19 protein-coding genes and 1 tRNA gene are annotated in these 23452 nt (G+C 50.8%); 15 read left to right on the forward strand and 5 right to left on the reverse strand.

The genetic code is table 11. From position 1 onward, the window contains the following. Window positions 1-76 precede the first annotated feature (76 nt). From HMPREF3190_RS05250 to HMPREF3190_RS05320, 14 genes are all read left to right on the forward strand, one after another. Window positions 77-322, forward strand: coding sequence for a FeoA family protein (locus tag HMPREF3190_RS05250; protein WP_066781054.1), 246 nt, complete (start codon window positions 77-79; stop codon window positions 320-322). A gap of 394 nt (window positions 323-716) precedes the next feature. Next, window positions 717-3263 (forward strand): ferrous iron transporter B, encoded by a 2547-nt coding sequence (gene feoB / locus HMPREF3190_RS05255; protein ID WP_066781056.1) that lies wholly within the window; start codon window positions 717-719, stop codon window positions 3261-3263. 194 nt (window positions 3264-3457) lie between these two features. Further along, window positions 3458-3688, forward strand: coding sequence for a hypothetical protein (locus HMPREF3190_RS05260; RefSeq protein ID WP_066781063.1), 231 nt, complete (start codon window positions 3458-3460; stop codon window positions 3686-3688). 1057 nt (window positions 3689-4745) lie between these two features. Beyond that, entirely contained in the window at window positions 4746-5144 is a 399-nt protein-coding gene (locus HMPREF3190_RS05265) for a metal-dependent transcriptional regulator (RefSeq protein WP_066781065.1), read from the forward strand. 246 nt (window positions 5145-5390) lie between these two features. Further along, a complete protein-coding gene (locus HMPREF3190_RS05270; protein ID WP_066781069.1) occupies window positions 5391-6656 on the forward strand; it encodes a hypothetical protein in 1266 nt (421 codons plus the stop codon). Further along, window positions 6656-7945, forward strand: a complete 1290-nt coding sequence (locus HMPREF3190_RS05275; RefSeq protein WP_066781071.1) for a Ppx/GppA phosphatase family protein — start codon at window positions 6656-6658, stop codon at window positions 7943-7945. The genes HMPREF3190_RS05270 and HMPREF3190_RS05275 overlap by 1 nt, the downstream gene beginning before the upstream one ends. Window positions 7946-7970: 25 nt before the next feature. Further along, window positions 7971-8055 (forward strand) — tRNA-Leu (locus HMPREF3190_RS05280). An 89-nt stretch (window positions 8056-8144) separates the two neighbouring features. Beyond that, window positions 8145-9197, forward strand: coding sequence for a polyprenyl synthetase family protein (locus tag HMPREF3190_RS05285; protein ID WP_066781073.1), 1053 nt, complete (start codon window positions 8145-8147; stop codon window positions 9195-9197). Window positions 9198-9375: 178 nt separating this feature from the next. Then, window positions 9376-10284: a peptidoglycan-binding domain-containing protein gene (locus HMPREF3190_RS05290; RefSeq protein WP_449676284.1), complete on the forward strand. Its 909-nt coding sequence runs from the start codon at window positions 9376-9378 to the stop codon at window positions 10282-10284. Between the two features lie 12 nt (window positions 10285-10296). Beyond that, window positions 10297-12336: an ABC-F family ATP-binding cassette domain-containing protein gene (locus HMPREF3190_RS05295; RefSeq protein WP_066781075.1), complete on the forward strand. Its 2040-nt coding sequence runs from the start codon at window positions 10297-10299 to the stop codon at window positions 12334-12336. Between the two features lie 7 nt (window positions 12337-12343). Continuing rightward, window positions 12344-13051, forward strand: a complete 708-nt coding sequence (locus tag HMPREF3190_RS05300; protein ID WP_066781077.1) for a hypothetical protein — start codon at window positions 12344-12346, stop codon at window positions 13049-13051. Between the two features lie 405 nt (window positions 13052-13456). Beyond that, window positions 13457-15343: a hydroxylamine reductase gene (gene hcp, locus HMPREF3190_RS05310; protein ID WP_066781081.1), complete on the forward strand. Its 1887-nt coding sequence runs from the start codon at window positions 13457-13459 to the stop codon at window positions 15341-15343. A gap of 111 nt (window positions 15344-15454) precedes the next feature. Next, window positions 15455-16033, forward strand: coding sequence for a hypothetical protein (locus HMPREF3190_RS05315; RefSeq protein WP_066781082.1), 579 nt, complete (start codon window positions 15455-15457; stop codon window positions 16031-16033). Window positions 16034-16163: 130 nt separating this feature from the next. Then, complete coding sequence (locus HMPREF3190_RS05320) at window positions 16164-16655, forward strand: hemerythrin domain-containing protein (protein ID WP_066781083.1); 492 nt, start codon at window positions 16164-16166, stop codon at window positions 16653-16655. A 226-nt stretch (window positions 16656-16881) separates the two neighbouring features. Here HMPREF3190_RS05320 and sufU read toward each other — a convergent pair whose 3' ends face one another. Genes sufU through sufC form a run of 5 tightly spaced genes read right to left on the reverse strand, consistent with a single transcriptional unit; the run spans window position 16882 to window position 22483 of the window. Next, window positions 16882-17316: a Fe-S cluster assembly sulfur transfer protein SufU gene (gene sufU / locus HMPREF3190_RS05330; protein WP_066781088.1), complete on the reverse strand. Its 435-nt coding sequence runs from the start codon at window positions 17314-17316 to the stop codon at window positions 16882-16884. After that, on the reverse strand, window positions 17306-18871 hold the full coding sequence (locus HMPREF3190_RS05335; protein WP_449676287.1) for an aminotransferase class V-fold PLP-dependent enzyme: 1566 nt from the start codon (window positions 18869-18871) through the stop codon (window positions 17306-17308). Before HMPREF3190_RS05335 ends, sufU begins: the two co-directional genes overlap by 11 nt. After that, window positions 18864-20288 carry a SufB/SufD family protein gene (locus tag HMPREF3190_RS05340; RefSeq protein WP_066781090.1) on the reverse strand — a complete coding sequence of 475 codons (1425 nt, stop codon included), beginning with the start codon at window positions 20286-20288 and terminating at the stop codon, window positions 18864-18866. Before HMPREF3190_RS05340 ends, HMPREF3190_RS05335 begins: the two co-directional genes overlap by 8 nt. Beyond that, window positions 20288-21694 carry a Fe-S cluster assembly protein SufB gene (gene sufB, locus HMPREF3190_RS05345; protein WP_066781092.1) on the reverse strand — a complete coding sequence of 469 codons (1407 nt, stop codon included), beginning with the start codon at window positions 21692-21694 and terminating at the stop codon, window positions 20288-20290. Before sufB ends, HMPREF3190_RS05340 begins: the two co-directional genes overlap by 1 nt. A 15-nt stretch (window positions 21695-21709) precedes the next feature. Then, window positions 21710-22483 carry a Fe-S cluster assembly ATPase SufC gene (gene sufC / locus HMPREF3190_RS05350; protein ID WP_066781098.1) on the reverse strand — a complete coding sequence of 258 codons (774 nt, stop codon included), beginning with the start codon at window positions 22481-22483 and terminating at the stop codon, window positions 21710-21712. 297 nt (window positions 22484-22780) lie between these two features. On the opposite strand from sufC, the gene HMPREF3190_RS05355 reads away from it, so the two are divergent. After that, window positions 22781-23236 (forward strand): RrF2 family transcriptional regulator, encoded by a 456-nt coding sequence (locus HMPREF3190_RS05355; RefSeq protein ID WP_066781100.1) that lies wholly within the window; start codon window positions 22781-22783, stop codon window positions 23234-23236. The last annotated feature ends 216 nt before the right edge of the window (window positions 23237-23452 follow it).

The following is a 23452-nucleotide window of genomic DNA, read 5'->3' on the forward strand; positions in this document are numbered from 1 at the left end:
TGCTGTGGGTTTGGGAAAAGGCAGTTTCTATCGCTTTCATAATTATGATAATACCTAATGAGGAAGGAATTCAGGTATGGAAAAACACGATAGTGAACAAAGCAAAACCTTGCGTGATGTGCCTATTGGTGGCAGCGCAGTGGTGAAGCGTCTTACTGGCTCGGGCGCAATTAAGCGCCACATTATGGATATGGGTATCACAAAAGGTACCTCACTGCAGGTGCGCAAAGTAGCACCTTTAGGCGATCCTTTAGAGATTACCGTTCGTGGGTATGAATTGTCACTCAGAAAAAGTGAAGCTGCCTGCATTATTGTTGAATAGCGCATCATGTGCGCAAACACGCACCGTGCATGTGGCACGAGATATGCGTACTTGAACTGCGGCACAAGCACGTACCAAGGATGTAGCAAGCATGAACCAAGCACGTGTGTATGCTCAACATTCGAGCCGTAGTTTGTGTTTTGCATGTATGCAATAAGCTATGCGTTTTGCGCTTGTAGAAGTTCTCTTCAACCGTTTACCACAATAAACATAAGCCTCATTCCCATAGTTACCAGAGGTTTATATGCATGCACTCCCCGAAAACATCTGTTATAGGCACGGTGCTTTACCAGTCAAACCTTGTTGCACGGCGCGTTACAAAGCGTTGCTACACATCACATGGTGAACATTGTGCAGCTTAAACAGATGACACACATCCCATGAAAGGAACGAAATGGACATTCGAATTGCACTTGCCGGTAATCCGAACTGCGGTAAAACAACGCTGTTCAATGCACTTACCGGCGCACGCCAGCGAGTGGGGAACTGGCCTGGCGTAACTGTTGAGAAAAAGGAAGGTACGTATAAGGGCGATAAAAGCGTCATTATTACCGACCTGCCGGGCGTGTACTCGCTTTCACCGTTTTCTCCAGAGGAAATTGTAACACGCACGTATTTGTGTGACGACAATCCACAAGTGGTAATTAACCTGGTAGACTCCACGAATCTTGAGCGTAACCTGTACCTTACAACTCAGATTATCGAACTTGGTGTGCCTGTGGTAGTTGCCGTGAACATGATCGACCTCATGCGCAAAAAGGGCGACGACATCAACCTCGAGAAGCTTTCACGCCGCTTGGGCTGTCCTTGTATTGCCGTTTCGGCATTGAAGCAAGAAGGCATAAGCGAGCTCATCAAAACTGCTGTTGAAGTTGCTAAAAATGGCAAAAAGCCTGAAAGCACCCTTCATTTTACCAACGATGCACAGCAGCCTATCGAGGCAATCAGCAGCATCATTGCCGATAAAGTACCTGCTGAATCACTGCGTTTTTACGCAATTAAGTGCCTTGAAGGCGAAGATCGCACGTTCGAGAAGTTCTCTATTTCAAAAGAAGACCGTGCGCGTATTGACAGCATTCGTCAGTCGTACGAGCAAAACGTTGATGACGACGCCGAGTCGGCTATCACCTGCGAGCGCTACGACATGATCAGCGATGTTGTTGACGAATGTCACAAGCGTTCGTTCAAGGGCACAACGCTTACCGAAAAAGTTGACCGTGTGGTTACCAGCCGCATCTTTGGTTTGCCAATTTTCGTGGCTGTTATGTTCCTGGTGTACTATATTGCCATTTCAACCATAGGAACTGGCGCAACCGACTGGGTGAACGACAAGCTGTTCGATGAAGGCTGGCTTATCACGAACACCGAGCAGTACGAAGAGGACAAGGGCGACTACGAAGACGCTCAAGACCAGATCAAGCACTATATTGAAGCTGCTGAAGAAGCGGGCGTTGAAACCGACGACGTAAAAGAAGCGCTTGAAGAAGAAGATAAAAGCGATGAAGACAAGGCAACAATTGAAGAATTTGCCGACAGCTTAAAGGACAAAAACATCGCTATTACCTACGATAAGAAAGACGATGACACTAAAGAAGTGTCGCAAGTAAGCGTTGATTACGATGCATTCCGCGAGGCGCTTGACGTTGAAGAGCCCGATCCGGCTGAGTACGGCTTGTTCATGCCTTCAGTTCCATCGGTGGTAGGCGATTGGCTTGACGACATTGACGCAGCTGAGTGGGTAAAAGGCTTGGTTCTTGACGGCGTTATCGCCGGTGTTGGTGCCGTGCTTGGCTTCTTGCCGCAGATGGCAGTGCTGTTCTTGGAGCTTGCTTTGCTGGAAGGCTGCGGCTACATGGCGCGTATCGCGTTCTTGATGGACCGTCTTTTCCGCCGTTTTGGCTTGTCGGGTAAGTCGTTTATTCCAATACTTATCGCGACTGGTTGTGGCGTACCTGGTGTTATGTCAACAAAAACTATTGAAGATGAACGTGACCGCCGTCTTACGATTATGACGACAACCATGATTCCGTGTTCTGCAAAAACGCCTATCATCGCGCTGATTTTCGGCTCGATTGCGGGCGGCGACGCTGCTACAACGGCATGGGTTGCACCGCTGTTCTACTTCTTGGGCATTTTTGCCATCGTTATTTCAGCTATCATGCTGCGCAAAACGCGTTTCTTTGCTGGCGAAGCAACACCGTTCGTTATGGAGCTGCCTCCGTACCACGTGCCATCAGCCCGCAACGTTGGCATGTCGGTGCTTGACCGCTGCAAAGCGTTCGTTATTAAAGCTGGTACCGTTATTTTCATCTCGGCTATTGTGGTGTGGTTCCTGCTGAACTTCGGCATGTATGACGGCTCATTTGGCCTGCTTGATTCGAAGATGGACGACTACATGCAGTACTCGATTATGGCTGTGATTGGTAATGCGTTCGCGTGGATTTTCACGCCGCTTGGATTTAGCGACTGGCAAACCGTTGTTACTACCATCACTGGTTTAGTTGCAAAAGAGAACGTTGTTTCAACGGTTGGCATTATCACCTCTGTTGGTAGCGAAGCTTCTGAATCTGACCCCGATTTGTGGACGTCATTTGCTGGCCTGTTCAACGGCAACGTTGGCGCAATGATTTCGTTCTGCGCGTTTAACCTGCTGTGCGCACCTTGCTTTGCTGCGATGGGCGCTATCCGCAACCAGATGGCTTCTGCGAAGTGGTTCTGGGCAGCCATTGGATTTATGTGCGGCTTTGCGTGGGTTGTAGGCTTCATCATTTATCAAATTTTCTCTGCAGTAACGGGTTCTATCCAACCTATCGGACTTGCTATTGCGTTTATTTTCCTTGCACTGATTGTGTTCCAGGTAGTTCGACCAATGCCTCAACGCTCAGGTGCATCTGCTGACGAACGTTCAGCAGCAACTTCGGTTCCTCTGGCGTCTGAATAGGCGCTTGTGGATAACTTGCACGAAGTGCCCACGTCATGTGGGCACTTCACTCGCTCATCGTGCACGGTGCGAGGGTAGTGTTACAGCGAACGTGTTTGAGTTCGTGCGAGTGTTCGTGAAAGAGTTCGTGTTTGAGTTCATGAGAGTGTTCGAGTGAATGCTCGAGAAAACAACTAAGAGAATGTGGGGAACGTATGCAAGCGTTACATCTAACACCAGGCACTTTGGTGGTTCTTATTGTTCTAGCTGTTGGTTTATTCTTAGCTATTCGTTTTGTTGCGCGCAGAGGCTCATGCTCCTCATGTCCGTCTGGATCGTCAAAAAAAGGCGGCGCGTGTGCGTGCTCATGCAGCAAAGTAAACGACATGGTTGAGCATATAGATGCTGTAGTAGAAAAAGATGCGGCAGTAGGAGAAAAAAACTAGCATCCGTTTGCACCCGCAGGTTTTTGCGCGCATTACACCTTGGCGCATATTTTTAAATCCCTGCGAGCACCCGCGCGCATCATGTCTCCGCTCATATTCACGTCTTCCTTAACACCCACAAGCACGTGTGTGCATTTATATGTGTGTATTTATATTTGGCGTGTTTTTATTCGTGGGGAACGGTTCTGTGTCACGTAGTTGCACCACAGTTGCTACACCACGGTTATTGTGCTCTTCGCGCCTTTAACATCGCGTGTTCCGTGCCACATTGTTGGGTAACGGTCGTTGCTCGCTTAGCGCCTTTTGCACTCCGTTTTACGCAGCGTGTTTCAGGCTTTCTTTGTTCCACGTGTTCTGTACCGCGTTTTACACGACGCTTCGCGTGTCATGCGTATGTATGACATATAACGCAGGTAATTCACTAAAAAGCGTTTTTAATTATGTAGAAATCGTGATTTGAAAGTTTACCTAATTTTACTCTTGACGAACCGCATAAGTAAACCTAAACTAACCATTGTCAGAATTTATTAAGCACTAAGGCACCATCTCGAGGCGCTTTGATGCAAAGCTTGTTACAATAGCTCGCTGTGTCGCGAGATTTTCTGACTTAATTTGCTGACCCGGTGATGGATATTTTTCTCGTCTGATTATCCGTCACATCAGATAAACTAACGGGGGACCCACCCCCCCTCTCTCTTCCCCCGTTAGTTTTTTATTTCACTCTTACCTTTTCACCTTATTTATTTTGGTACTTCGATTTTGTGACGCATTTTTTTGCTTCGTCTTTTGCGACAGTTTTTGTTGCATCGTCTTTCAACGTCCACTTCATTATTTTTTTACCCTGTCAACGTTGTCAATTCTTTACACCGTTAGCTGCGTCATCTACTTGCATCATTTTTTCTATTAGCCTTTTTGCTACAGCACGCCTTTCTCTACCTACGCCATCGTCCACTTGCGCGATATTTTTAACATCTCGCTGGCATGGTATACCCAATTCAGGCGCGCCGTGCTACAATAAAATTGCTCTTTTGCAGGTTACTAACTGAGGGATAGAACGATGGATAAAATTTCAAAATCGCACGAAGATTATCTTGAAGCTATTGTAATGCTGGGGGGAACAAGTACGGTTTCTGTTCGTTCAGTTGATATAGCAAACAAGCTTGAAGTATCAAAAGCTTCCGTGAACAAAGCCATTTCTATGTTGAAGGAAAAGGGCTTAGCTGACCAGCCATATTATGGCGATATTACGCTTACAGAAGAAGGCTACGAGTACGGCAAAGCGGTTCTTGAACGTCATCATTTGCTGTTTGCGTTTTTGACACAGGAACTGGGTATTAGCGAGGAAGTAGCCAACGAGGAAGCATGTTTGATGGAACACGCCATCAGCGATTCTTCGTTCGTCAAATGGATTGAATACATCAAAAAACGCGGCATTACGCTTCCATATAGTCACTAGCCGCGTTGTCGTACGTATATGGTCTACTGCGCGCCTGTGTGCGCGTGCTGTGCCATGTTACCTGCCCGTGTAGCTATGGCGCACGCGCCCGAGTCGATAGCAATCATTGTTTGACGATACGTGCCTATGTGCACAAGGCAGCGCTGTTTTTGCGCGCACACGTGCGTGCGCAGCGTGTGTGCTGCATATGCTGTTTGGGTACACTATTTCTATGGTCATTTTAAGACATGAATGGAGTTACATCGCATGACGCACTCTTTCAAGCATCACGACAACGATGCTCATATAGTGCGCCCTGTTCAGCGCGAACATTTTCAACGCAGCACATCTCAGTACAACGTGCCTCAAGACAGCGCGCCTGAGCGTTCGTCTTCTAGAACATTTGCACGCTCTCTTAATCAGTCATACAATCAGTCATCGTCCAGAACATGTTCACAATCATCTGTGCAGACATGTGCGACTTCACGTAAGCATTCATCTGAGTATTCAGTGTCGCTTTCGCATGGCTATTCAAGCAGAGATGCGCACGATAATACCTTCGTGTATGATGTTGTTGCTCGTGATGATGAATCATCCGATTCGGTTGCATCTGATTGCGCCCCGCAAGGATTTATGGAGCGTTTTCAGAACATGCTCTCGCGTCGCCGCAAACAAAAAGCACGTGCGTTATTTAATAAGCGTTATGGTGAAGAAAATGTATCAGTAGGCGCCGCATCAGGTTCTTTATCAGGTGCTGCGTCACGTTCCGCATGTACATCCGCCACTTCCGCACCGTCTGCCGGCACAGCGCAAACTGGGGTTTTGCATTCAAATGCTGCCAGCGCGCACAGCCGCGCTCCTAAAGCAGCCATTTACGAGGGGTCATCTCGCCGCGCTCATAAAAATACCGCTTCGTTTGAAGATGCTCGTAAGCGCCCCGCGCCATCGCGCTATAGCCAAGCAACGCTGCTCGATCGCGTGTTAGAGCGCTTGCATTTATCAGGTAAAAAGGCTGTTGTAATTGGTGTTGTGGTGTGCGTGTTCGCCATTATCATCTTTTTATACGAGCCAACGCGTAATTATTACCAAGGCTTACGCATGAATCAAGCGAAACAGATTGAGTTGGCAGCGCTGCAGGATAGTGTGCAGCATTTGGAGGCAAACACTAATGAAATTCGCGGTGATGAGGGCGCGCGTATGCTTGCGCGAAAACGCGGCTATGCTGCAAATAACGAAACATTAGGCCAAGTAGATGGCTTGTCTGACGATTATTCCGATCAGGAAGCAAATAAGTTGCGTGCTTTACATCGCAATGTGGCGCGCGGATATGCACCACCTGACACGTGGTATTCGCCTGTGCTCGATGTGTTGTTTGGCGTGAAGAAAACACCTGATAGCAGATCAAGTGATACAGCTCAGGGGAACAGCGCACTTGAGGATAGCGAGCAAAACGGGAACGCTGCGAGTACGAACGGGAACGGAGCACAAAATAGCAGTATGAAGAGTACCAGTCGTGGAAGCGAGCAGTCGTGATGAAGAAGGGGAGCGCCAACCACGCTACCAGCGCGAACGCCGCATCAAGCGTCAACGCTGCAGCAAGCGCGAAGGCAGTCAGCAGCGCCAGCTGCAACATAGTCGCCACCAGCACGACTTGTGACAACGCTGCCGCAAGTGACACTTCCACGTTCGCCACTGTCTGCGCTAACCCCACCACAGAGCCGGGCTTGTATGCCGCAATCGATTGTGGCACGGTAACGGTGCGCATGTTGGTAGCGCGCATCGAAACGTCGCAGTACCTGCGTGTTCTTCATCGTGCGTACGCCATCGTGAATGTGGGCGAGCACGTTGACGCAACACGGTGCATATCCAACGCTGCACTGCAACGACTTTCGGCAACGCTGCACGATTTTCGCACTCAACTTTCGGCTTATGAACAGCAGGAACACGAACGTGCGCGCGTGCGCGCGTGCGCAACGTCGGCAGCGCGCGATGCAAGCAATAAAGACGATCTGTGTCGTGTGTTTCGCGAAGCTGGCTTCGAGCTTGATATTATTAGTGGTGATGAAGAAGCGCGCTTATCGTTTGCGGGCGCGTGTGCAGGATGGCAAGCTTTGCCCGCATCGCGCGATGCTGCTGTGGCTCAGCAAGCACTTCTTGTGGTGGACATCGGCGGCGGCTCAACCGAGCTTATTGCAGGAATGCCCGGTAGCGCGCCTTGTTACGTGCACTCGTTTGACATTGGATGCCGCCGCGCTACCGAAAAAGTGCTTGGTTCAGAGCGAATTTCGCTTGCATCTCTCGAGCGTCTTAACGCATGGATTGACGAGCTTATGAGCCCCTATTTTGAACAGCTGTATCGCGATGAGCGTTTTTACCCCGACGCGTGCGAACAGGAACGCTCGGCGCACGTTAACGCACCAGCTCCTGCGCCTGTTTCAGTATCTGTCGCACCCGCCCAGCACCCAGTTCCGTGCTTCCCGCTTCTTGGCGTAGCGGGCGCCGCCACCAGCGCCGTGAGCATGCTGTGCTCCATGCACCACTACGACGCAGCGCGCGTGCACGGGTTCCCCGTTTCTGAAGCAAATGTGGCTGCCCTGATATATGAACTTGCTAATATGACTCTTGAACAGCGCAAACAGCGTGTCGGTCTTGAACCTAAGCGTGCCAGTGTTATTGTTGCAGGACTAGCAATTATGCAGCGTATCATGTATCATACGCACCACACGTGTTACTATGCATGTGAATCTGATGTGTTGCAAGGTGTAATTTTTACATTGGCGTCAAATAGTTGTCGCTATAACCGTAATTGTTTGGTACAGTAAGCAATGCAGGTTGACCGTTGTTTATGGGAGCGTGGCGGAATTGGCAGACGCAACGGACTTAAAATCCGTCGTCTTCGGACATGTGGGTTCGAGTCCCACCGCTCCTACCACCTTTTCATCATCATCCATCGATGCTAAGCCGTTTTCGGACATCTGCTCGTAGAATTGCCTCATAAGAAAGTGAAGCCGTGGAGCTCAAATGCTTAATATCGATGATTTAATTGCTCATAAAGGCATTCCTCATACATTTGAAGAATACTTAACACACTATGCGCCTGAAATTGGCGAAGCTATCAATTCGTTTATTCCGCATGCTACGCATCCCGACATGGATACCTATCTTTACCAGCCACTGCGCACGTACAGTGCAAACGGTGGCAAGCGTCATCGACCGCTTATTTGCTTTATTGCTGCGCGGGCGGTAGGTGGAACAGCTCATTGCGCGCTGAGTGCCGCCGCTGCCATTGAGCATTTCCACACAGCTGCCCTTATTCATGACGATATTGCCGACGATGCGCACCTGCGCCGTGGTTTGCCCTGTTTGCACATTTCAGAGGGCTTGGGTTTGGCTATCAACATGGGTGATTTAGGGCTTATGCTGGTAAACGGCACCGTTATCGATGATGCATCGCTTGACGACCACACCAAAGTGCGTGTTCTTTCTGAGCTTATTACCATGACGCGTCTTACCATTGAAGGCCAGGCGCTTGACATAGGCTGGGCACGCGACAACCGCTACGATCTTACCATCGATGACTATCTGGTAATGGCAACGCACAAAACTGCACATTATTCAGGTGGTGTTCCGCTTGCCATTGGCGCTATCGTTGGTAAGGGCACCGAAAAGGAAATTCAGGGCCTGCGCAATTTTGGTCTGAACACCGGTTTAGCGTTTCAAATTCAAGACGATTTGTTGAACCTTATTGGGAAAGCTGAAAGCACGAAAAAGGGCTTTCGCGATGATATTACCGAAGGAAAACGCACGCTTATGGTAGTGCACGCGCTCTCTGAGTTGCCGCCGTCTAAAAAGCAGCAGCTCATCGATATTTTATCGTCGCACACTACCGATCAATCGCAGCTTGATGCCGCCGTTTCGCTGATGCAAGAGGCTGACAGTATCAATTTCGCACGGCGCTATGCCGAACAGCTTACCAGCAAAGCGAAAGAAGAAATTGCCGACATTCTTGAGCCGTCAATACATCGCGATTTGTTGGTGTCGATGGCAGATTTCTTTGTCAATCGTCTTGCTTAATGTTACGCTATAAGCAGTTTATGAGTTGTGCATCGACGTGCTCGCACACGTAGGCGTGCAGGCAGCGCGATGCTACAGATTTACGCTGCTGAACCCGCCTACGCCAATGCGCGGGCACTGCAGATGTGTAATGATAAGTAGTTATACGCAACAATAAGCAATACGAGGGGAGCGCCTTGTGAATATTATTGAACCACAGAGCAGCGGCGATGCTGTTGAAGATGTGCAAATGCGCCTCGTGTCGCTTGGCTTGCTTACCGATGACAACGTTACGGGCACGTTCGACGAAACAACTGCCCGCGCGATAGCAGCGTTTCGCAGCTCTATGCACTTGCCGCAAGGCACAACCGTTGACGAAAAAGTGTGGAATGCTCTGGTAGATGCATCGTATCGTCTGGGCGATCGAACGCTTTTTTTGCGCTTGCCATATTTTCACGGCAACGATGTTGTTGAACTGCAAAAAGCCTTAGGCGCGCTTGGTTTTACGCCTGGTAAAGAAGATGGTATGTTCGGGCCTCACACAGAAGATGCGCTGCGCAAATTCCAGTTGAATTTGGGGCTTCCGTCCGATGGCATCGCAGGTGCGTATACGTATCGCGCCCTGCACAATTTGCATTTTTCGTGGGAAGGCAAACATCCGCTTAAAATGCCTGTTACGATGGGCTTTGCGCGTGCATCGGAAGCGCTGGAGCGTTCTTCTTTTTGCTTTTTTGGCACCTGCGAATTTACGCGCGATGTTGCGCGACGCATGGCGAACTTAGCAACCGCTACCAATCCGCAAGCGCATGCCGTTTGCGCTGATGAGCTTTCTGTTGCGCCGCCAAGCGACATGATTTTGGTGCACATTGTGTTGTGCGACGAGCCGCAACCGTCCGACATTCCCCAGGTTAGCTACGATGAAACGCTCGCGCCTGAGCGCTTTGCCTCGCACGTGGAAGTTGCCCTGCGAGCTGCCGCTCAAAAGCAACACAAGCGCGTCGCTTTGGTTCTTCCCGGAACATGTTGGATGCAAGCTGGCGAGCAACGTACCGCCCAGCATTACGCAATTTCCCTGCTCGACGCCTTATGTGCCGCCTTGTGCGCGTAGAATGGCACTGTCATGGCGTATCTGCTTGGCTTGGAAAAAGCGAGTTTGTCGTTTGCGCTGAAATGCGTTCTCGATAAGGTGTCGCTTGGTGTTGAAGACGGCGACCGCATTGGTATTGTGGGGCGCAATGGTGATGGCAAAACCTCGCTGATACGTGTTCTAGCTGGTAAAATACAGCCCGATAGCGGTCGGTGCATTCCCGTGAACAATCTGCGTATTGGTTTGGTAACACAAGACGACACACTGTGTGGCGCAAGCTGCGTGCGTGACGTGCTGTTTGGCACGCGTCCTTTGTACGAGTGGGCGAAAGACATCCGTGCGCGCGATGTGATGGGCGGCTTGTTGCGCGATATTCATCCTCAAGCGTTGCTGAAAAATTTATCGGGTGGCCAGCGCCGTCGCGTGAATTTGGCGCGTGTGCTGATGCAATCGTGGGACGTGCTTATTTTGGACGAGCCCACCAATCACCTTGACATGGCAGGCATTCGCTGGTTGGCGTTCCACCTTAAACAGCGCTTCAAGCAGCAAAAAGGCGCCTTGCTGGTTGTCACGCACGACCGCTGGTTTCTTGATGATGTGTGTACGCGCATGTGGGAAGTTCATGACGGGCGCGTTGAGCCATTTGAAGGTGGCTTTTCTGCGTATATTTTGCAGCGTGTGGAACGTGAACGAGTGCGCGATGTTACCTGGGAGCGTCAGCAAAATAAATTGCGCCGCGAATTGGCGTGGCTTGCGCGCGGTGCGCGAGCGCGTGCGACGAAGCCAAAGTTCCACGTTGCGCAGGCAAAAGCGCTTGCAGGAGCACAGGCACCCGAGCGCAGTTCGCTTACTCTTAATCGTATGGCAGCAACACGCCTGGGAAAAGAAGTGATCAGCTTCCAAGGCTTAAGCGTGTCATATCCAGCACCTTCACCACACACACCGCCACACACGGTTCTGAACGACATTACGTGGAGCATCGGCCCCGGCGATCGTATCGGAATTGTGGGGGATAATGGATGTGGGAAAACAACCTTGTTACAAACGATGCAAATCCAGCACGAACATATTCCAAGCGCACTTGCATCTGCTACCATAAGCGGGAAGGTAAAAATTGGGAAAACAGTTAAACGCGCCTTCCTGTCGCAGCATTTAAGCATGCTTAACCCCTTTGAAGACGAGTGCGTGCGGGCGGTTATAAGCCGCTATTCGCGCCGTATTATGCTTGATGGCGTGGCGAAAACGCCGTCGGATTTGCTAATGGATTTGGGATTCGAGCAATCGATTGTGCAAAAGCGCATCGGTTCACTTTCCGGTGGCGAAAAACGTCGTTTGGCGCTGATGCTTATTTTGCTTGACGAGCCGAACGTTATCATTCTCGATGAGCCAGGTAACGACCTTGATGTTGACATGCTGGCTGCTCTTGAGGATATGCTGAACGGCTGGCCAGGCACTTTGGTTGTAGTGACGCACGATCGCTATCTGATGGCTCGCACAACCGACAATCAGTACGTGCTTTCTGAAGGCAGCCTCATTCATCTTGCCGGTGGCGTGGAAGCGTATTTTGATGCGCTTGACGTGCGTGAAGTAAGCGACGATGCGCTGTGTGCCTTGTGGTTTTCTGCGCCTGGTACGCGCGATTGGGAACAAGCTGCAGGTGACGGTGCGCGCGGCGATGCGCGGGAAGCGTTGGGTGTTGGTGCTGGTGGGCAACGTTCCAGTGCTTCGAGTGGTGCCGTTGGTGCTGGCGCGCGTGGTGCGAACGGTGCGCGTTCTTCGCATGGAGAAACGCCTGATGGAAGCACTTCTGTCTCAAAATCAGCAGCCGCGAAACAAGCTGCCGCGAAACCAGCGGTGTCGCACTACCAGCTTAAAAAGCAATGTGCATCGCTCGAGCGCAAAATGGCAACAGCGCACAAAAAAATTGACGCGCTTCGCCTTGAAATGCACGAGGTTGCACCAAGCGATTTTGAAGCACTTGGTAAGCTGCAAGTGCAGCTTGATGAACGCTTAACGGAACTGAATTCCCTTGAAGATGAGTGGCTTGTGCTCTCCGAGCAGCTTGAGGGATAGGAATCGTGTGACTACGCAACAACAGGTAAAACGAACGAACGCATCAGTGAACAAACCGCACAACAAAACATCAAATGAACCGCACAACAAAACATCAAACGAATTGCATAATAAAATACCGAACGAACCGTCCGATCAGCTGCCAAACGCTCCCGCGACGCGTATTACGTATCGCGATTGCTTGTGCGATGCAACGCCGCACACGGTTGACCCCGTTGCGCAGCTGCTGTTCACGGTGCTGATTATTGGCGGCATGGTAACGTTTATGGCAACGTTTAACGGTCTGCGCCAGTTAGGAATCACATTTTTTATTCATTCACACTGGTTTTACCCGCTTATTTTTGTGTGTGCTTTGTTCGTGCGTCTTGCTATCGGTGCGCGCATTTGCACATTCATTATCGATAAACTCATAAAACCCCAGATGAACGGCATACTTCGCGCGGCCTTAACATCGCTTATTAACGTTGGCATCATGACGCCGATTATGGTAACAATCGTAACTTTGCTGCTGACGGGCACGAACAATCTTGCGCTGAGCCTTGCTATCAATATTCCGTTATCGGTTGTTGTTGCGTTGCTTGTGAACTATTTTATTGTAGTGCCCATCGTGCGTTTGGTTTATTTCAACGTGATACTTACTTCGCCACGTGGCTTGAAGCTGTTGCGATTTTTGCAGCATTACGCTCCTGCGTTTTTGGTACTTTTGGGCTGCTAGTTTTGCCAGTTCACGCGCTGTTTACCACCGCGCGCACAACGGAGAAAACCAGCACCAGCGCGCACCGTTCACCCTCCAGTACCCGAAAATTCACCCATTTATCTGCGTTTTCGTTTGCTCAGATCCGTTCCATACACGTATCAACACCAGTCCGCTGCTCGTGTACATTTACATTCGCATACATCACGCACCCGTTCCCACAAAATTCGCACCTGCGCCAGCGTGAACTTTACTCACGTTCCCCGCACTCACCCTCACGCGCAACATACAAACTTGCACACGTTCCCACTGAAAAAAATAAAAAAACTGCCGTATATGTTGCAGACGCAACAGCGCGCCCGCAAACGCCCCGATAGAATGAGCATTGTGATCATGAACACAAGAGAGAAAATGAAGGGTGGGCTCATGAAATCGTCAATGTTTTGCTATCAATGTCAGGAAGCTGCGAAAGGTGTCGGGTGTACGATTGCTGGCGTATGCGGAAAAACGCCCGAAGTCGCCCACATCCAAGACGTGTTGCTGTATGCCGCGCGTGAGCTTTCGTGCGTTACAACAGCGCTGCGCAGCGCACACATTGCGGTGCCGTCGCAGGTAGACGAGCTGGTTACCAGCGCACTGTTCGCTACTATCACCAATGCCAATTTCGACAAAACGGCACTTACCCAGTGTGCAACTCATCTTATTGAAGTTGCTCATACGCTTAACAGCCAGCTGGGCGAAAGCGCCCTTACATTGTGGGACGGCAACTTCGAGAGCGATGAACTTGCACGCTTGGCACACGTTGAAGCTGTGGAAAATCCCGATGTGCGTTCCGTTCGCGAACTGGTTACCTACGGGCTGAAAGGCTTGGGTGCGTATGCTCATCACGCGCGTGTACTGGGCTTTTCTGACGCTGCAATCGATACGTTCTTGCAACAAGCGCTTGCTGCAACCAGTGACATCACGCTAACTATCGATCAGCTTCTGGCGCTTGCTATGGAAGTTGGCAGCTTCGGCGTTAAGGTGATGGCGCTGCTTGATACCGCTAACACCACGCGTTTTGGCAATCCGCAAGCAACGGAAGTGTCGCTGGAGGTTCGCAGCAATCCGGCAATTTTGATTTCTGGCCACGATTTATCCGACTTAGAACAGCTGCTGGAACAAACGCAAGGCACGGGCGTTGATGTGTACACGCATTGCGAAATGTTGCCTGCTCATGCGTACCCTGCGTTCAAAAAGTACGACAACTTGGTTGGCAATTATGGCGGCGCGTGGTGGAATCAGCGCAGCGATATTGAGCAGTTCCATGGACCGGTGCTGTTTACAACGAATTGCATTGTTCCTCCACGTGAAAGCTACAAAGCGCGCATTTTTACAACTGGTTGCGCAGGTTTTGAGGGCTGCACGCATATTGAAGCCGACGAACACGGCCACAAAGATTTTTCGCAGCTGATTGCTATGGCGCGCCTGTGCAGCGCTCCTGAGCCCATTGAATCGGGCAGCGTAATGTGCGGATTTGCTCACAATCAGGTGCTTTCGCTTGCCGATACCGTTGTGGATGCTATCAAGTCGGGTGCGGTACGCCAGTTTGTGGTAATGGCTGGCTGCGATGGACGCAGCAAACAGCGCAGCTACTACGAAGATTTCGCGAAAGCGCTGCCGCAAGATACCATTATTCTTACTGCTGGATGCGCAAAGTATCGCTATAACAAGCTGAATTTGGGAACGATTGGCGGCATTCCTCGCGTTCTTGATGCTGGTCAGTGCAACGATTGCTACTCGCTTGTTGCGGTGGCGCTTAAGCTGCAAGAAGTGTTTGGCTTGTCGGATATTAACGACCTGCCTATCATCTACAACATTGCGTGGTATGAACAAAAAGCCGTCATTGTGCTGTTGGCGCTGCTGTCGCTGGGTGTGAAGAACATTCATTTGGGCCCAACGCTGCCTGCGTTTATTTCGCCCGCTGTGGCCGACGTGCTGGTTAAGAATTTTGGCATTGCAAGCATTTCGAGTGTTGAGCACGACATGAAGGAATTTTTCTGCAACGATGCAAGCGATGCGAACTCTGAAAGCGCCGCGAACGGTGAAAGTTCCGATGACCAGGTGTTCATCACAGGTGATATGCTGGTTGGGCAGATTTTGCGCATGCACGAAGGCGCCGCTGCCATCCTTGAGCAAGCTGGCATGGGTTGCTTGGGTTGTCCAGCGTCACAAAGCGAATCGCTTGCCGAAGCTGCCATGGTGCACGGTCTTGAGCTTGCTCCCATTCTTGAAAAGTTGAACGATTCTGCTGCACGCCCCGCAAGCAGATAGTTCCTTGATGATTGTTTACATGTGGTGTACTCTTTGATGCATGAGCGTGTTACAATACGGTAACAGAGACGAGATCTCAAAAAACGGTTTATATTGAAGGGGAGTATAACCATGAGTCAAGAAATTGGAGCAATTCACTATCGTATGTTTCAGAAAGTGCGCGCGCTGAACGATTTTGCCGAGCGCCTTGCGAACATTTCTGAGGAAAAGCACCTGGTACCAGGCACATTGAGGAAAGTACTTGACGAGTATCCTATGCCATGCGGCTTGCTGGAAAATCATATTGTTGATGGCAATATTCACGCTTCGCTTGAGCGCCTTATAGCCACCGCAGAAGAGAAGCTTGCGTTTGCATGCACCGCGCTTAGCGCGCATCTTGAGAATATGTTGCCCGACGTGGAAGCACTTGGCGCATCATATGTGAAGAACACGAATTTGCCTGAAGGAGCAAGCGTTCGCAGCGTTTTTGAAACGCTCGATGGTTTTTGGGTTGATGGCATGCCATGCGATCATAAGCTTACTATCGATAGCGAAGATGATGACCAGCTGGTATTCAGCTTTGATGCAAGCATTCATCCTGCTGAGCATTACAGCGACTTGCGTGCTGCGTGGTCGTGCGGTTTTGTAACGAAGCTGGGCTATCACTTCGATCGCGTTGCGGAAAGCACGTTCAAGATTTCGCGCGCATAAGTTGTGTACGGTTTGTGTGCGGATGCGTGCAAGCAGCGTATAAGTTTCACCATATCAAAAGGGGCAGAGCGTTTTTCGTCTGCCTCTTTTATTTTTTTACAAGGTAAGTGTGACAGAAAAGGAGCGTGCTATGCATGCCATTGAAGTATTGATGGAAGAACACAGCCGCATTCTTGAGCGTGCGCAAGCGCTTGAGGATATGTGCGTGCAGCTGATGGAACACAACGCGTTTGACGGCGCACAGTTTGCCGACACCATTCGCTTCATTCGTGAGTTTGCTGACGCAACGCACCATATGAAGGAGGAAGATATCCTGTTTCGTGTGATGCTTGAGCAGCTGGGTAAACCAGCCGAGAACTTAATTCGCCACGGCATGCTTGTTGAGCATGACGAGGGTCGTCATTATGTTACTGAACTGGAAAAAGCATGCCATGCGTATACGGAGGATGCGTCTGTGCATCATAAGTTGGAAGTAATTAGCTGGGCTATGGCGTACGTGCATATGATTCGCTCGCATGCGCAAAAAGAAAACGACGTGGTGTATCCGTTTGCCGAGCGCATGCTTTCAGAGCAGGCGAAACAGCGTATCGATGCCGAGTTTGAAACCTACGCTGTGCAATAAGCACCTACGCTGTGCCAGAGCCTAACCGTTGCGCTTGAAGTGTTGGTACGCGAAATGTGGAGCGAAACGTGTGCGGGAACGTACACGTGAAGCAGGCGCGTGAAGTGGGAACACAAAGCAAATACTGGTAACGCCTGCATTCGGAATAGCCTTGTGAACCAAGTATGCAAAGCAACGTTGCAAAACAAGCGCACGTATTCCCACGTTTCTAAGCTCGTGAAACGGGCTAGTTGAGCTGGTTTTTCTCGAGTAAGCCGTGAAGCGTGCGCCATGCAAGCTCGGCGCATTTTACGCGCGCAGGCATGCGGCCAATGCTTTCCAGTTCTGCTGCTTCGTCAAGTTCGACGCGTTCGCTTTCGCTCAGTTCATCGCCCTGAATCATGCGCACGAACAGATCAATCAAATGCTGCGCCACTTCGATGCGTTCGCCTGTGATAAGCTCGGCCATAATGTCTGCCGACGCCAGCGACACCGCGCACCCATGACCCGTAAACGCTGCTTCCTCGATAACGCCGTCCTCCACGCGCAGCTTGAGCGTCATTTCATCACCGCAGCTGGGGTTTATGCCCTCTTGCGTGTAGTTCGCGTTCTCAAGATCGTATTTGTAGTCGGGGTGCGTGTTGTGCGCCATCAGCGCTGCCGTATAAATATTAGTTCCCATTAAAGGTTTCCCACACTCTCTGTAACCCGGTAATAAGTGCGTCGCAGTCTGATTTGTCGTTGTAGAACGCAAACGACGCGCGACAGCACGATTCGATGCCCATCCACGTAAGCAGCGGTTGCGCGCAATGATGACCTGCGCGAATGGCAACATTGTTCATGTCTAGAATGCTTGACACATCGTGAGGATGAATGCCTTGCACGTTAAAGCTAATTACGCCATGATGCTCGCGTCCGCACGGCGAGCCAATAAGCTGCACATACGGCAGATGCTTCAGTGCATGCCACGTGTAGTGCACCAGCGCCCGCTCGCGCTTCATCATAGCTGCATAGCCAATTTCTTCCACAAAGCTAAGCGCGCTTGAAAGCGCATAAATGCCTGCTGCATCTTGCGTGCCCGCTTCAAATTTTTCGGGAAGGGGAGCCCACGTTGCGCTTGTTTCAGTAACGCTGTCGATCATTTCTCCGCCCGTCAAAAACGGAGGCATCGCTTCAAGAAGCTGGCGTTTTCCCCACAGCACGCCAACGCCAAGTGGCGAGAAAAGCTTGTGGCCCGAAAATACGAAAAAGTCGCAATCAAGCTGGCGCACACGAATGGGCATGTGGGGAATTGATTGTGAGCCGTCAACGATAATGCGCGCGCCAACAGCATGTGCAACTGATGCAAGCATTTTGATGTCGTTGCATGAACCAAGCACGTTCGACACGTGCGTAACCGACACAATTTTCGTGCACTCGTTGATGCAGCGCTGCGCTTCGTCTTGCGTAATAATACCGTGCTCATCAGGTCGCATGTACACCAACCGCGCGCCTGTTTTGCGGCATACTTGCTGCCACGGGATAAGGTTTGAATGGTGCTCCATGATACTGATGCACACTTCGTCATTTTTGTGAAGAACCAGCTCACCGTAGCAATACGCAAGCAGATTAAGCATTTCGCTTGCGTTGCGTCCAAAGATGATTTCCTGCGCTGCATTCGACGTGTCGAAAGTGCCCGAGGTGGCGGAGGTGTCCGAGGCGCCAGAGCCGTTGAAGCCGTCGCGCTTCTCATCGGCGGCATTTTCGCTGCTTGCAGAAGGTGTTGCGCCAATAAAGCGTGCAACATGTGCACGCGCATCTTCGATGGCTTGCGTTGCTTTAATAGACAAGTCGTACAAGCCACGCAAGGGGTTTGCGTTCATGCTCTCGTAAAAATGGCGCTGAGCTGCAAGAACGCAATCGGGACGCTGTGCTGTGGCCGCGCTGTCAAGAAACGCAAGGTGCGGGTTTGCTACCAACAAAGGAAAACGCTTTTTGTAGGGGTTTTCGGCAATAAGCTGCGCGTCAGCTTCAAGGCAGCTACCGTGGCCGTTGCGGTGATGGTGGTGCCCATGTGCTTGAGCGCTGTTGATAAGCATCGTGCCTTGGCTTTGTTCGTGTTCAGGCGCGTGTTCAGGAGCGTGTTCTTGCACGCGTTCAGGTGCTCGTTCGCCAGCGTGTTCGCGCGCTTGTTCGGGCGCCTGTTCTTGCGCGGTGATTTCGCTTTGTTCGTTTTTTTTGCTGTTCTCGTTATTCATGCGTGCCCTCACTTGCTTCTTGTTCTGCGTGTGTATGTGCTGCCTTGTGCGTTAACGGAGCCAGGTCGATGTCGTGCGAGGCAAGCCGTATTGCAAAGTCGTCAATCACATTGCTTCCTAAACGGCAAATGCCGTGGTAACTATTCGAATTCGCGCCCTCGTTTTGTGCTGCATTCAGCGCCGCTTTCTCAAGGAGCGCACTCACAAACATCTGCTCGGCAGCCTGCTTGCTTAAGCCGCGCGACGCTAGGTAAAACATCTGCTCGGCACGAACGTGGCCAATTGTTGCACCGTGGTTTCCCGCTACGTCATCTTCATTGCACAAAATTACTGGAACGGTTAAATTTTCCACATCGTCGTCAACAAGAAGAACGGTTTCGTTCTCCTGACCAGCCGATCCTTTACAACCGTGAATTAGATCGATAGTTCCGCGCAGCACTTTTTTGCTGTGCTGCGTAAGAACGCCGTTTGCTTTAATGAGGCACTCGGTTTTTAAGCCGTGGTGCTTCACGGAGTAGTTGAAGTCGCGCAGTTGCGTAGAAAATCCCAGGTAGTCAAGTAGAAGTGTGCATTGCGACGCATCGCCGCGCAAGTCGCCTGCAATGCCGCCGTACACGTTTGTTGCGCCCAGCACCGTTTCTTGAATGGTAACGCGCGCGTTGTTCAGCGTGATAAAACCGATGTTGTTGATGTCGGTGTACGTGTTGTTCAGCGTTTGCGTGCGCACAAGGGAAACGCGTGCACCGTCGGCTGCGAAAATGCGCAGCTGCGTTGCAAGTGCGCCTGCGCCCTCGTGGGGTGAATCGACGTTTATTGTCAGTGCCAAATCGGTGTTTTCTTCGGCGATAACGTCAATGCTGTTGCAGTTCAGCGCGTTGTTGTGCGCGTTGATTTGCAGGTGCGCTTTCAGGCGCGTGTTACGCGGAACGCGCAAAACGAAGGGCTGTTGCGCACATTCGGCAAACCATGCTTCCGCTTGCGTTCCCATACCCGTTTCAAACGTTGCGCGAATGTCGTGCGCGTCTTCTTGCGCTTGCGCTTGTTGCTGGTAGAGCGATTGAGCAGGCGCATCGAGGGCGGTGCTGCTTGCGTGCGTGGAGGCTTGATCAGCGCCGCCCGTGCCGTTCGCGTCATCGTCACCAGCGCCGTGACCTGCGCCGTTACCCACACCAGCACCACATTCCGCCGCGCGTGGATGTGTCGCCAGCCACGCATCTTGCGCGGCACTCATAGCGGCGTCAAAATCGCCCGCAGCGCCAAAAAACGCCGCGTCAAGCGATCCATTTTCAGCATCGATGCTCATGTCGTGCACAATTTCGGTATACGGAGCCAGTTCAGGACTTGATCCGTTCATCTTTAAGCGATACCAGGTAGGAGCTGGCATGGCATTAACTGTTTTGTTATGCAGGCTATCCATTATCCAATAGCTCCTTCCATCTCAAGTTTTATCAGGTTGTTCATCTCAACAGCGTATTCAAGCGGCAGTTCTTTCGACACGGGCTCGGCAAAGCCGTTTACGATCATCGTGCGCGCGTCTTCTTCGCTAATTCCCCTGCTCATCAGGTAGAAAATTTTGTCATCGCCAATACGACCAATGGTTGCTTCGTGCCCGATGTCCACGTTTTTGCAGCGAATGTCCATAGCTGGAATAGTGTCCGAGCGGCTTTTATCGTCAAGCATCAGCGACGAACACGAAATGCTTGCAACCGAGCCGCTTGCTTTTGGCGTTGCCACCACCGACGAGCGAAACGTTGAAATGCCGCCGCCTTTCGAGATACTTTTCGTTTCCACCGATGCCGACGTGTGCGGCGCATTCAGCACCACCTTGCAGCCGGTATCAAGGTTCTGACCTGCGCCTGCAAAGGTAATGCCCGTGAACGTCGAACGCGAACGCGCACCCGACAAAATTGACATCGGGTACAAATAGCCCACGTGCGAACCAAACGAGCCGCTAATCCACTCAATGGACGCATCTTCATCGCACACGGCGCGCTTTGTGTTCAGGTTGTACATGTTCTTCGACCAGTTTTCGATAGTCGAATAGCGCAGGTGAGCACGCTTTCCAACGAACAACTCAACCGCGCCAGCGTGCAGGTTCGCAACATTATATTTTGGCGCCGAACAGCCCTCAATGAAGTGAAGGTCGGCATCGTCTTCCACAATGATAAGCGTATGCTCAAACTGACCTGCACCTTTCGCATTCAAGCGGAAGTAACTTTGCAGCGGGTAGTCTAGTTTTACGCCGCGCGGAACGTACACAAACGATCCGCCCGACCACACAGCGCCGTGAAGAGCAGCAAATTTGTGATCGTCGGGGCGAATAAGCGTCATGAACTTTTCTTTAATGAGGTCTGCATATTCGCCTTTCAGCGCCTCTTCGATGCCCGAGTACACAATGCCCATTTTAGCGGCGCTGTCTTGCATGTTGTGATACACCAGCTCGGAGTCGTATTGCGCACCCACGCCCGCTAAATATGAGCGCTCGGCCTGCGGTATGCCCAAACGCTCGAAGGTATCTTTAATGTTATCGGGAACGCTTTCCCAGTCGCTTTTTTGATCGGTGTTAGGCTTTACGTACGTTACGATGTGATCGGTATCAAGCCCGTCAATAGAGGGCCCCCACGTGGGGATACGCATGCTTCGATACAGATCAAGCGAATCGAGGCGCATTTTCAGCATCCACGCCGGTTCATCTTTCTTTTCTGATATTTCGCGCACCACATCTTCAGTAAGGCCGTCGAGTTTCTCCTGACCAGCATCGTCATAGCGAAAGTCGTACATGCTTCTGTCGATATCGGCAACTTCTGAACGTTTCTTTTCCATATGCGTCGCCTCTTGCTATTCGTGTGCGCGCATGTCAGCGAGGGTAGCTTCAAATTGCTCAAAGCCTGCGTTGTCAATTTCATCGATAAGTGATGCATCGCCTTGCGCCACCAGGTGTCCTTGCACCATCACGTGCACCTGGTCAACATCCAAATGCTCCAGAATACGCGTGTTGTGCGTGATAATCAGCAGCGTTCCATCGCAGGTTTGGCGATACGCTTCCATGCCTTTCGACACAACCGACAGCGCGTCAACGTCAAGACCCGAGTCGGTTTCGTCAAGAATTGCCAGCTTAGGCTTTAGCAACAACAACTGCAGCATTTCCACTTTTTTCTTTTCACCGCCAGAAAAGCCCACGCCCAGTTCACGGTCGAGGTACGCGCGATCCATACTCAGCTCGTCAGCAAGTGCTTCAACGGTGTGTCTGAACTCTTTGTTCTTCATAGCGAAACCCTCGCGCTTGTCGATAGTGGCGCGCAAAAAGCTCGACAGCGGCACACCCGGAATTTCAACAGGCGCTTGAAAGCTTAAAAACAGCCCAGCGTGTGAGCGTTTGTCGGTGCTGAGTTCGGTTATGTCTTGGTCGGCAAGCTGTATTGAGCCCTGCGTTACTTCATAGGTTGGGTTGCCCATAATTACGTGACCAAGTGTTGATTTACCTGCGCCGTTAGGACCCATAAGCACGTGCACTTCCCCCTGAGGTACATCAAGGCTTACATTGTGAAGAATTTGCTTTTCTTCAACTTGAGCGCTTAGATTGGCAATGCTTAGCAATGGTTTTCTCGTCATAATTGTTCCTTTGCTTTCGTGCACGTTTCTTGGTTTTTCGTGCGCGCTTAGATTGTTGTTTCTGTTACCACCTTAGTGAGATTTAAGAAACAGTCAATACTTTTCCTACCAATTATATAGAATTAGTTATATGCTTGAAAAGATTATTTTGATATAGTTTCGTAATTGATACATTTACGCATTGTGCATGCGTGTTCTGTGCCGTCTGGTACACCATAGGGGGTGTGTTGCAGCGTACGTGGCGCAGGTGATGTACGTGATCTGCAACTATGTGGGTGTGATAAGGAGATGAGTGGCATGCTTATAACAACAAAAGGACGCTATGCGCTGCGACTCATGATTTATATTGCGCGCGCCGATGGCGAAAAAGTGCCGCTTCATCAGGTTGCACGCGATGAGGGTTTGTCGCTTAAGTACCTTGAACAGTTAGCTCACAGTATGGTAAAAGCGCAGTTGTTGCGCAGCATTCGTGGCTATGCAGGAGGTTATGTGCTTGCGCGTCCTGCACAAAGCATTTTAGCGGGTGACGTGCTGCGTGCATCTCAGGGCTCAACAGCTCCCGTTGCGTGTGCTGGTTTAAATGAGGGCTGTCCGCGCGAGAAAACATGCTCAACCGTGTCGTTTTGGAGCGGACTTGATCAGGTTATTGAGCATTATGTTGACAGTGTGACGCTTGCTGAACTAGCGCGTGAAGATGTTGGAGCGCTCTCGTTGCCAACGTGCTCACCTGGCAGGTCATCTGTGCGGTCGTAGGTATTTGCGAGCGGTGTAGCCTGCATCGTTTTCCAAGCATGAACGTCACCCCACGCGCATGAACGTTGACATGGCATGAATCGTTCCGTTTCCTATTTTCAGCATGTTTGCGCTTGCGTTTTTCCGCACATTTACGCTCACGCAAGCGTTTCCGCTTTCACTCCCGTTTAACTTCACACATTGCAAGCGCTTTGTCATCTTTAAACTACAATACAA

Source organism: Umbribacter vaginalis (assembly GCA_001552935.1).
GTDB lineage: Bacteria > Actinomycetota > Coriobacteriia > Coriobacteriales > Eggerthellaceae > Berryella > Berryella vaginalis.

Coding starts and splice junctions, on each gene's coding strand:
- HMPREF3190_RS05250 (WP_066781054.1), top strand. CDS start 77: ATGGAAAAACACGATAGTGAACAAAGCAAAACCTTGCGTGATGTGCCT.
- feoB (WP_066781056.1), top strand. CDS start 717: ATGGACATTCGAATTGCACTTGCCGGTAATCCGAACTGCGGTAAAACA.
- HMPREF3190_RS05260 (WP_066781063.1), top strand. CDS start 3,458: ATGCAAGCGTTACATCTAACACCAGGCACTTTGGTGGTTCTTATTGTT.
- HMPREF3190_RS05265 (WP_066781065.1), top strand. CDS start 4,746: ATGGATAAAATTTCAAAATCGCACGAAGATTATCTTGAAGCTATTGTA.
- HMPREF3190_RS05270 (WP_066781069.1), top strand. CDS start 5,391: ATGACGCACTCTTTCAAGCATCACGACAACGATGCTCATATAGTGCGC.
- HMPREF3190_RS05275 (WP_066781071.1), top strand. CDS start 6,656: ATGAAGAAGGGGAGCGCCAACCACGCTACCAGCGCGAACGCCGCATCA.
- HMPREF3190_RS05285 (WP_066781073.1), top strand. CDS start 8,145: ATGCTTAATATCGATGATTTAATTGCTCATAAAGGCATTCCTCATACA.
- HMPREF3190_RS05295 (WP_066781075.1), top strand. CDS start 10,297: ATGGCGTATCTGCTTGGCTTGGAAAAAGCGAGTTTGTCGTTTGCGCTG.
- hcp (WP_066781081.1), top strand. CDS start 13,457: ATGAAATCGTCAATGTTTTGCTATCAATGTCAGGAAGCTGCGAAAGGT.
- HMPREF3190_RS05315 (WP_066781082.1), top strand. CDS start 15,455: ATGAGTCAAGAAATTGGAGCAATTCACTATCGTATGTTTCAGAAAGTG.
- HMPREF3190_RS05320 (WP_066781083.1), top strand. CDS start 16,164: ATGCATGCCATTGAAGTATTGATGGAAGAACACAGCCGCATTCTTGAG.
- sufU (WP_066781088.1), bottom strand. CDS start 17,316: ATGGGAACTAATATTTATACGGCAGCGCTGATGGCGCACAACACGCAC.
- HMPREF3190_RS05335 (WP_449676287.1), bottom strand. CDS start 18,871: ATGAATAACGAGAACAGCAAAAAAAACGAACAAAGCGAAATCACCGCG.
- HMPREF3190_RS05340 (WP_066781090.1), bottom strand. CDS start 20,288: ATGGATAGCCTGCATAACAAAACAGTTAATGCCATGCCAGCTCCTACC.
- sufB (WP_066781092.1), bottom strand. CDS start 21,694: ATGGAAAAGAAACGTTCAGAAGTTGCCGATATCGACAGAAGCATGTAC.
- sufC (WP_066781098.1), bottom strand. CDS start 22,483: ATGACGAGAAAACCATTGCTAAGCATTGCCAATCTAAGCGCTCAAGTT.
- HMPREF3190_RS05355 (WP_066781100.1), top strand. CDS start 22,781: ATGCTTATAACAACAAAAGGACGCTATGCGCTGCGACTCATGATTTAT.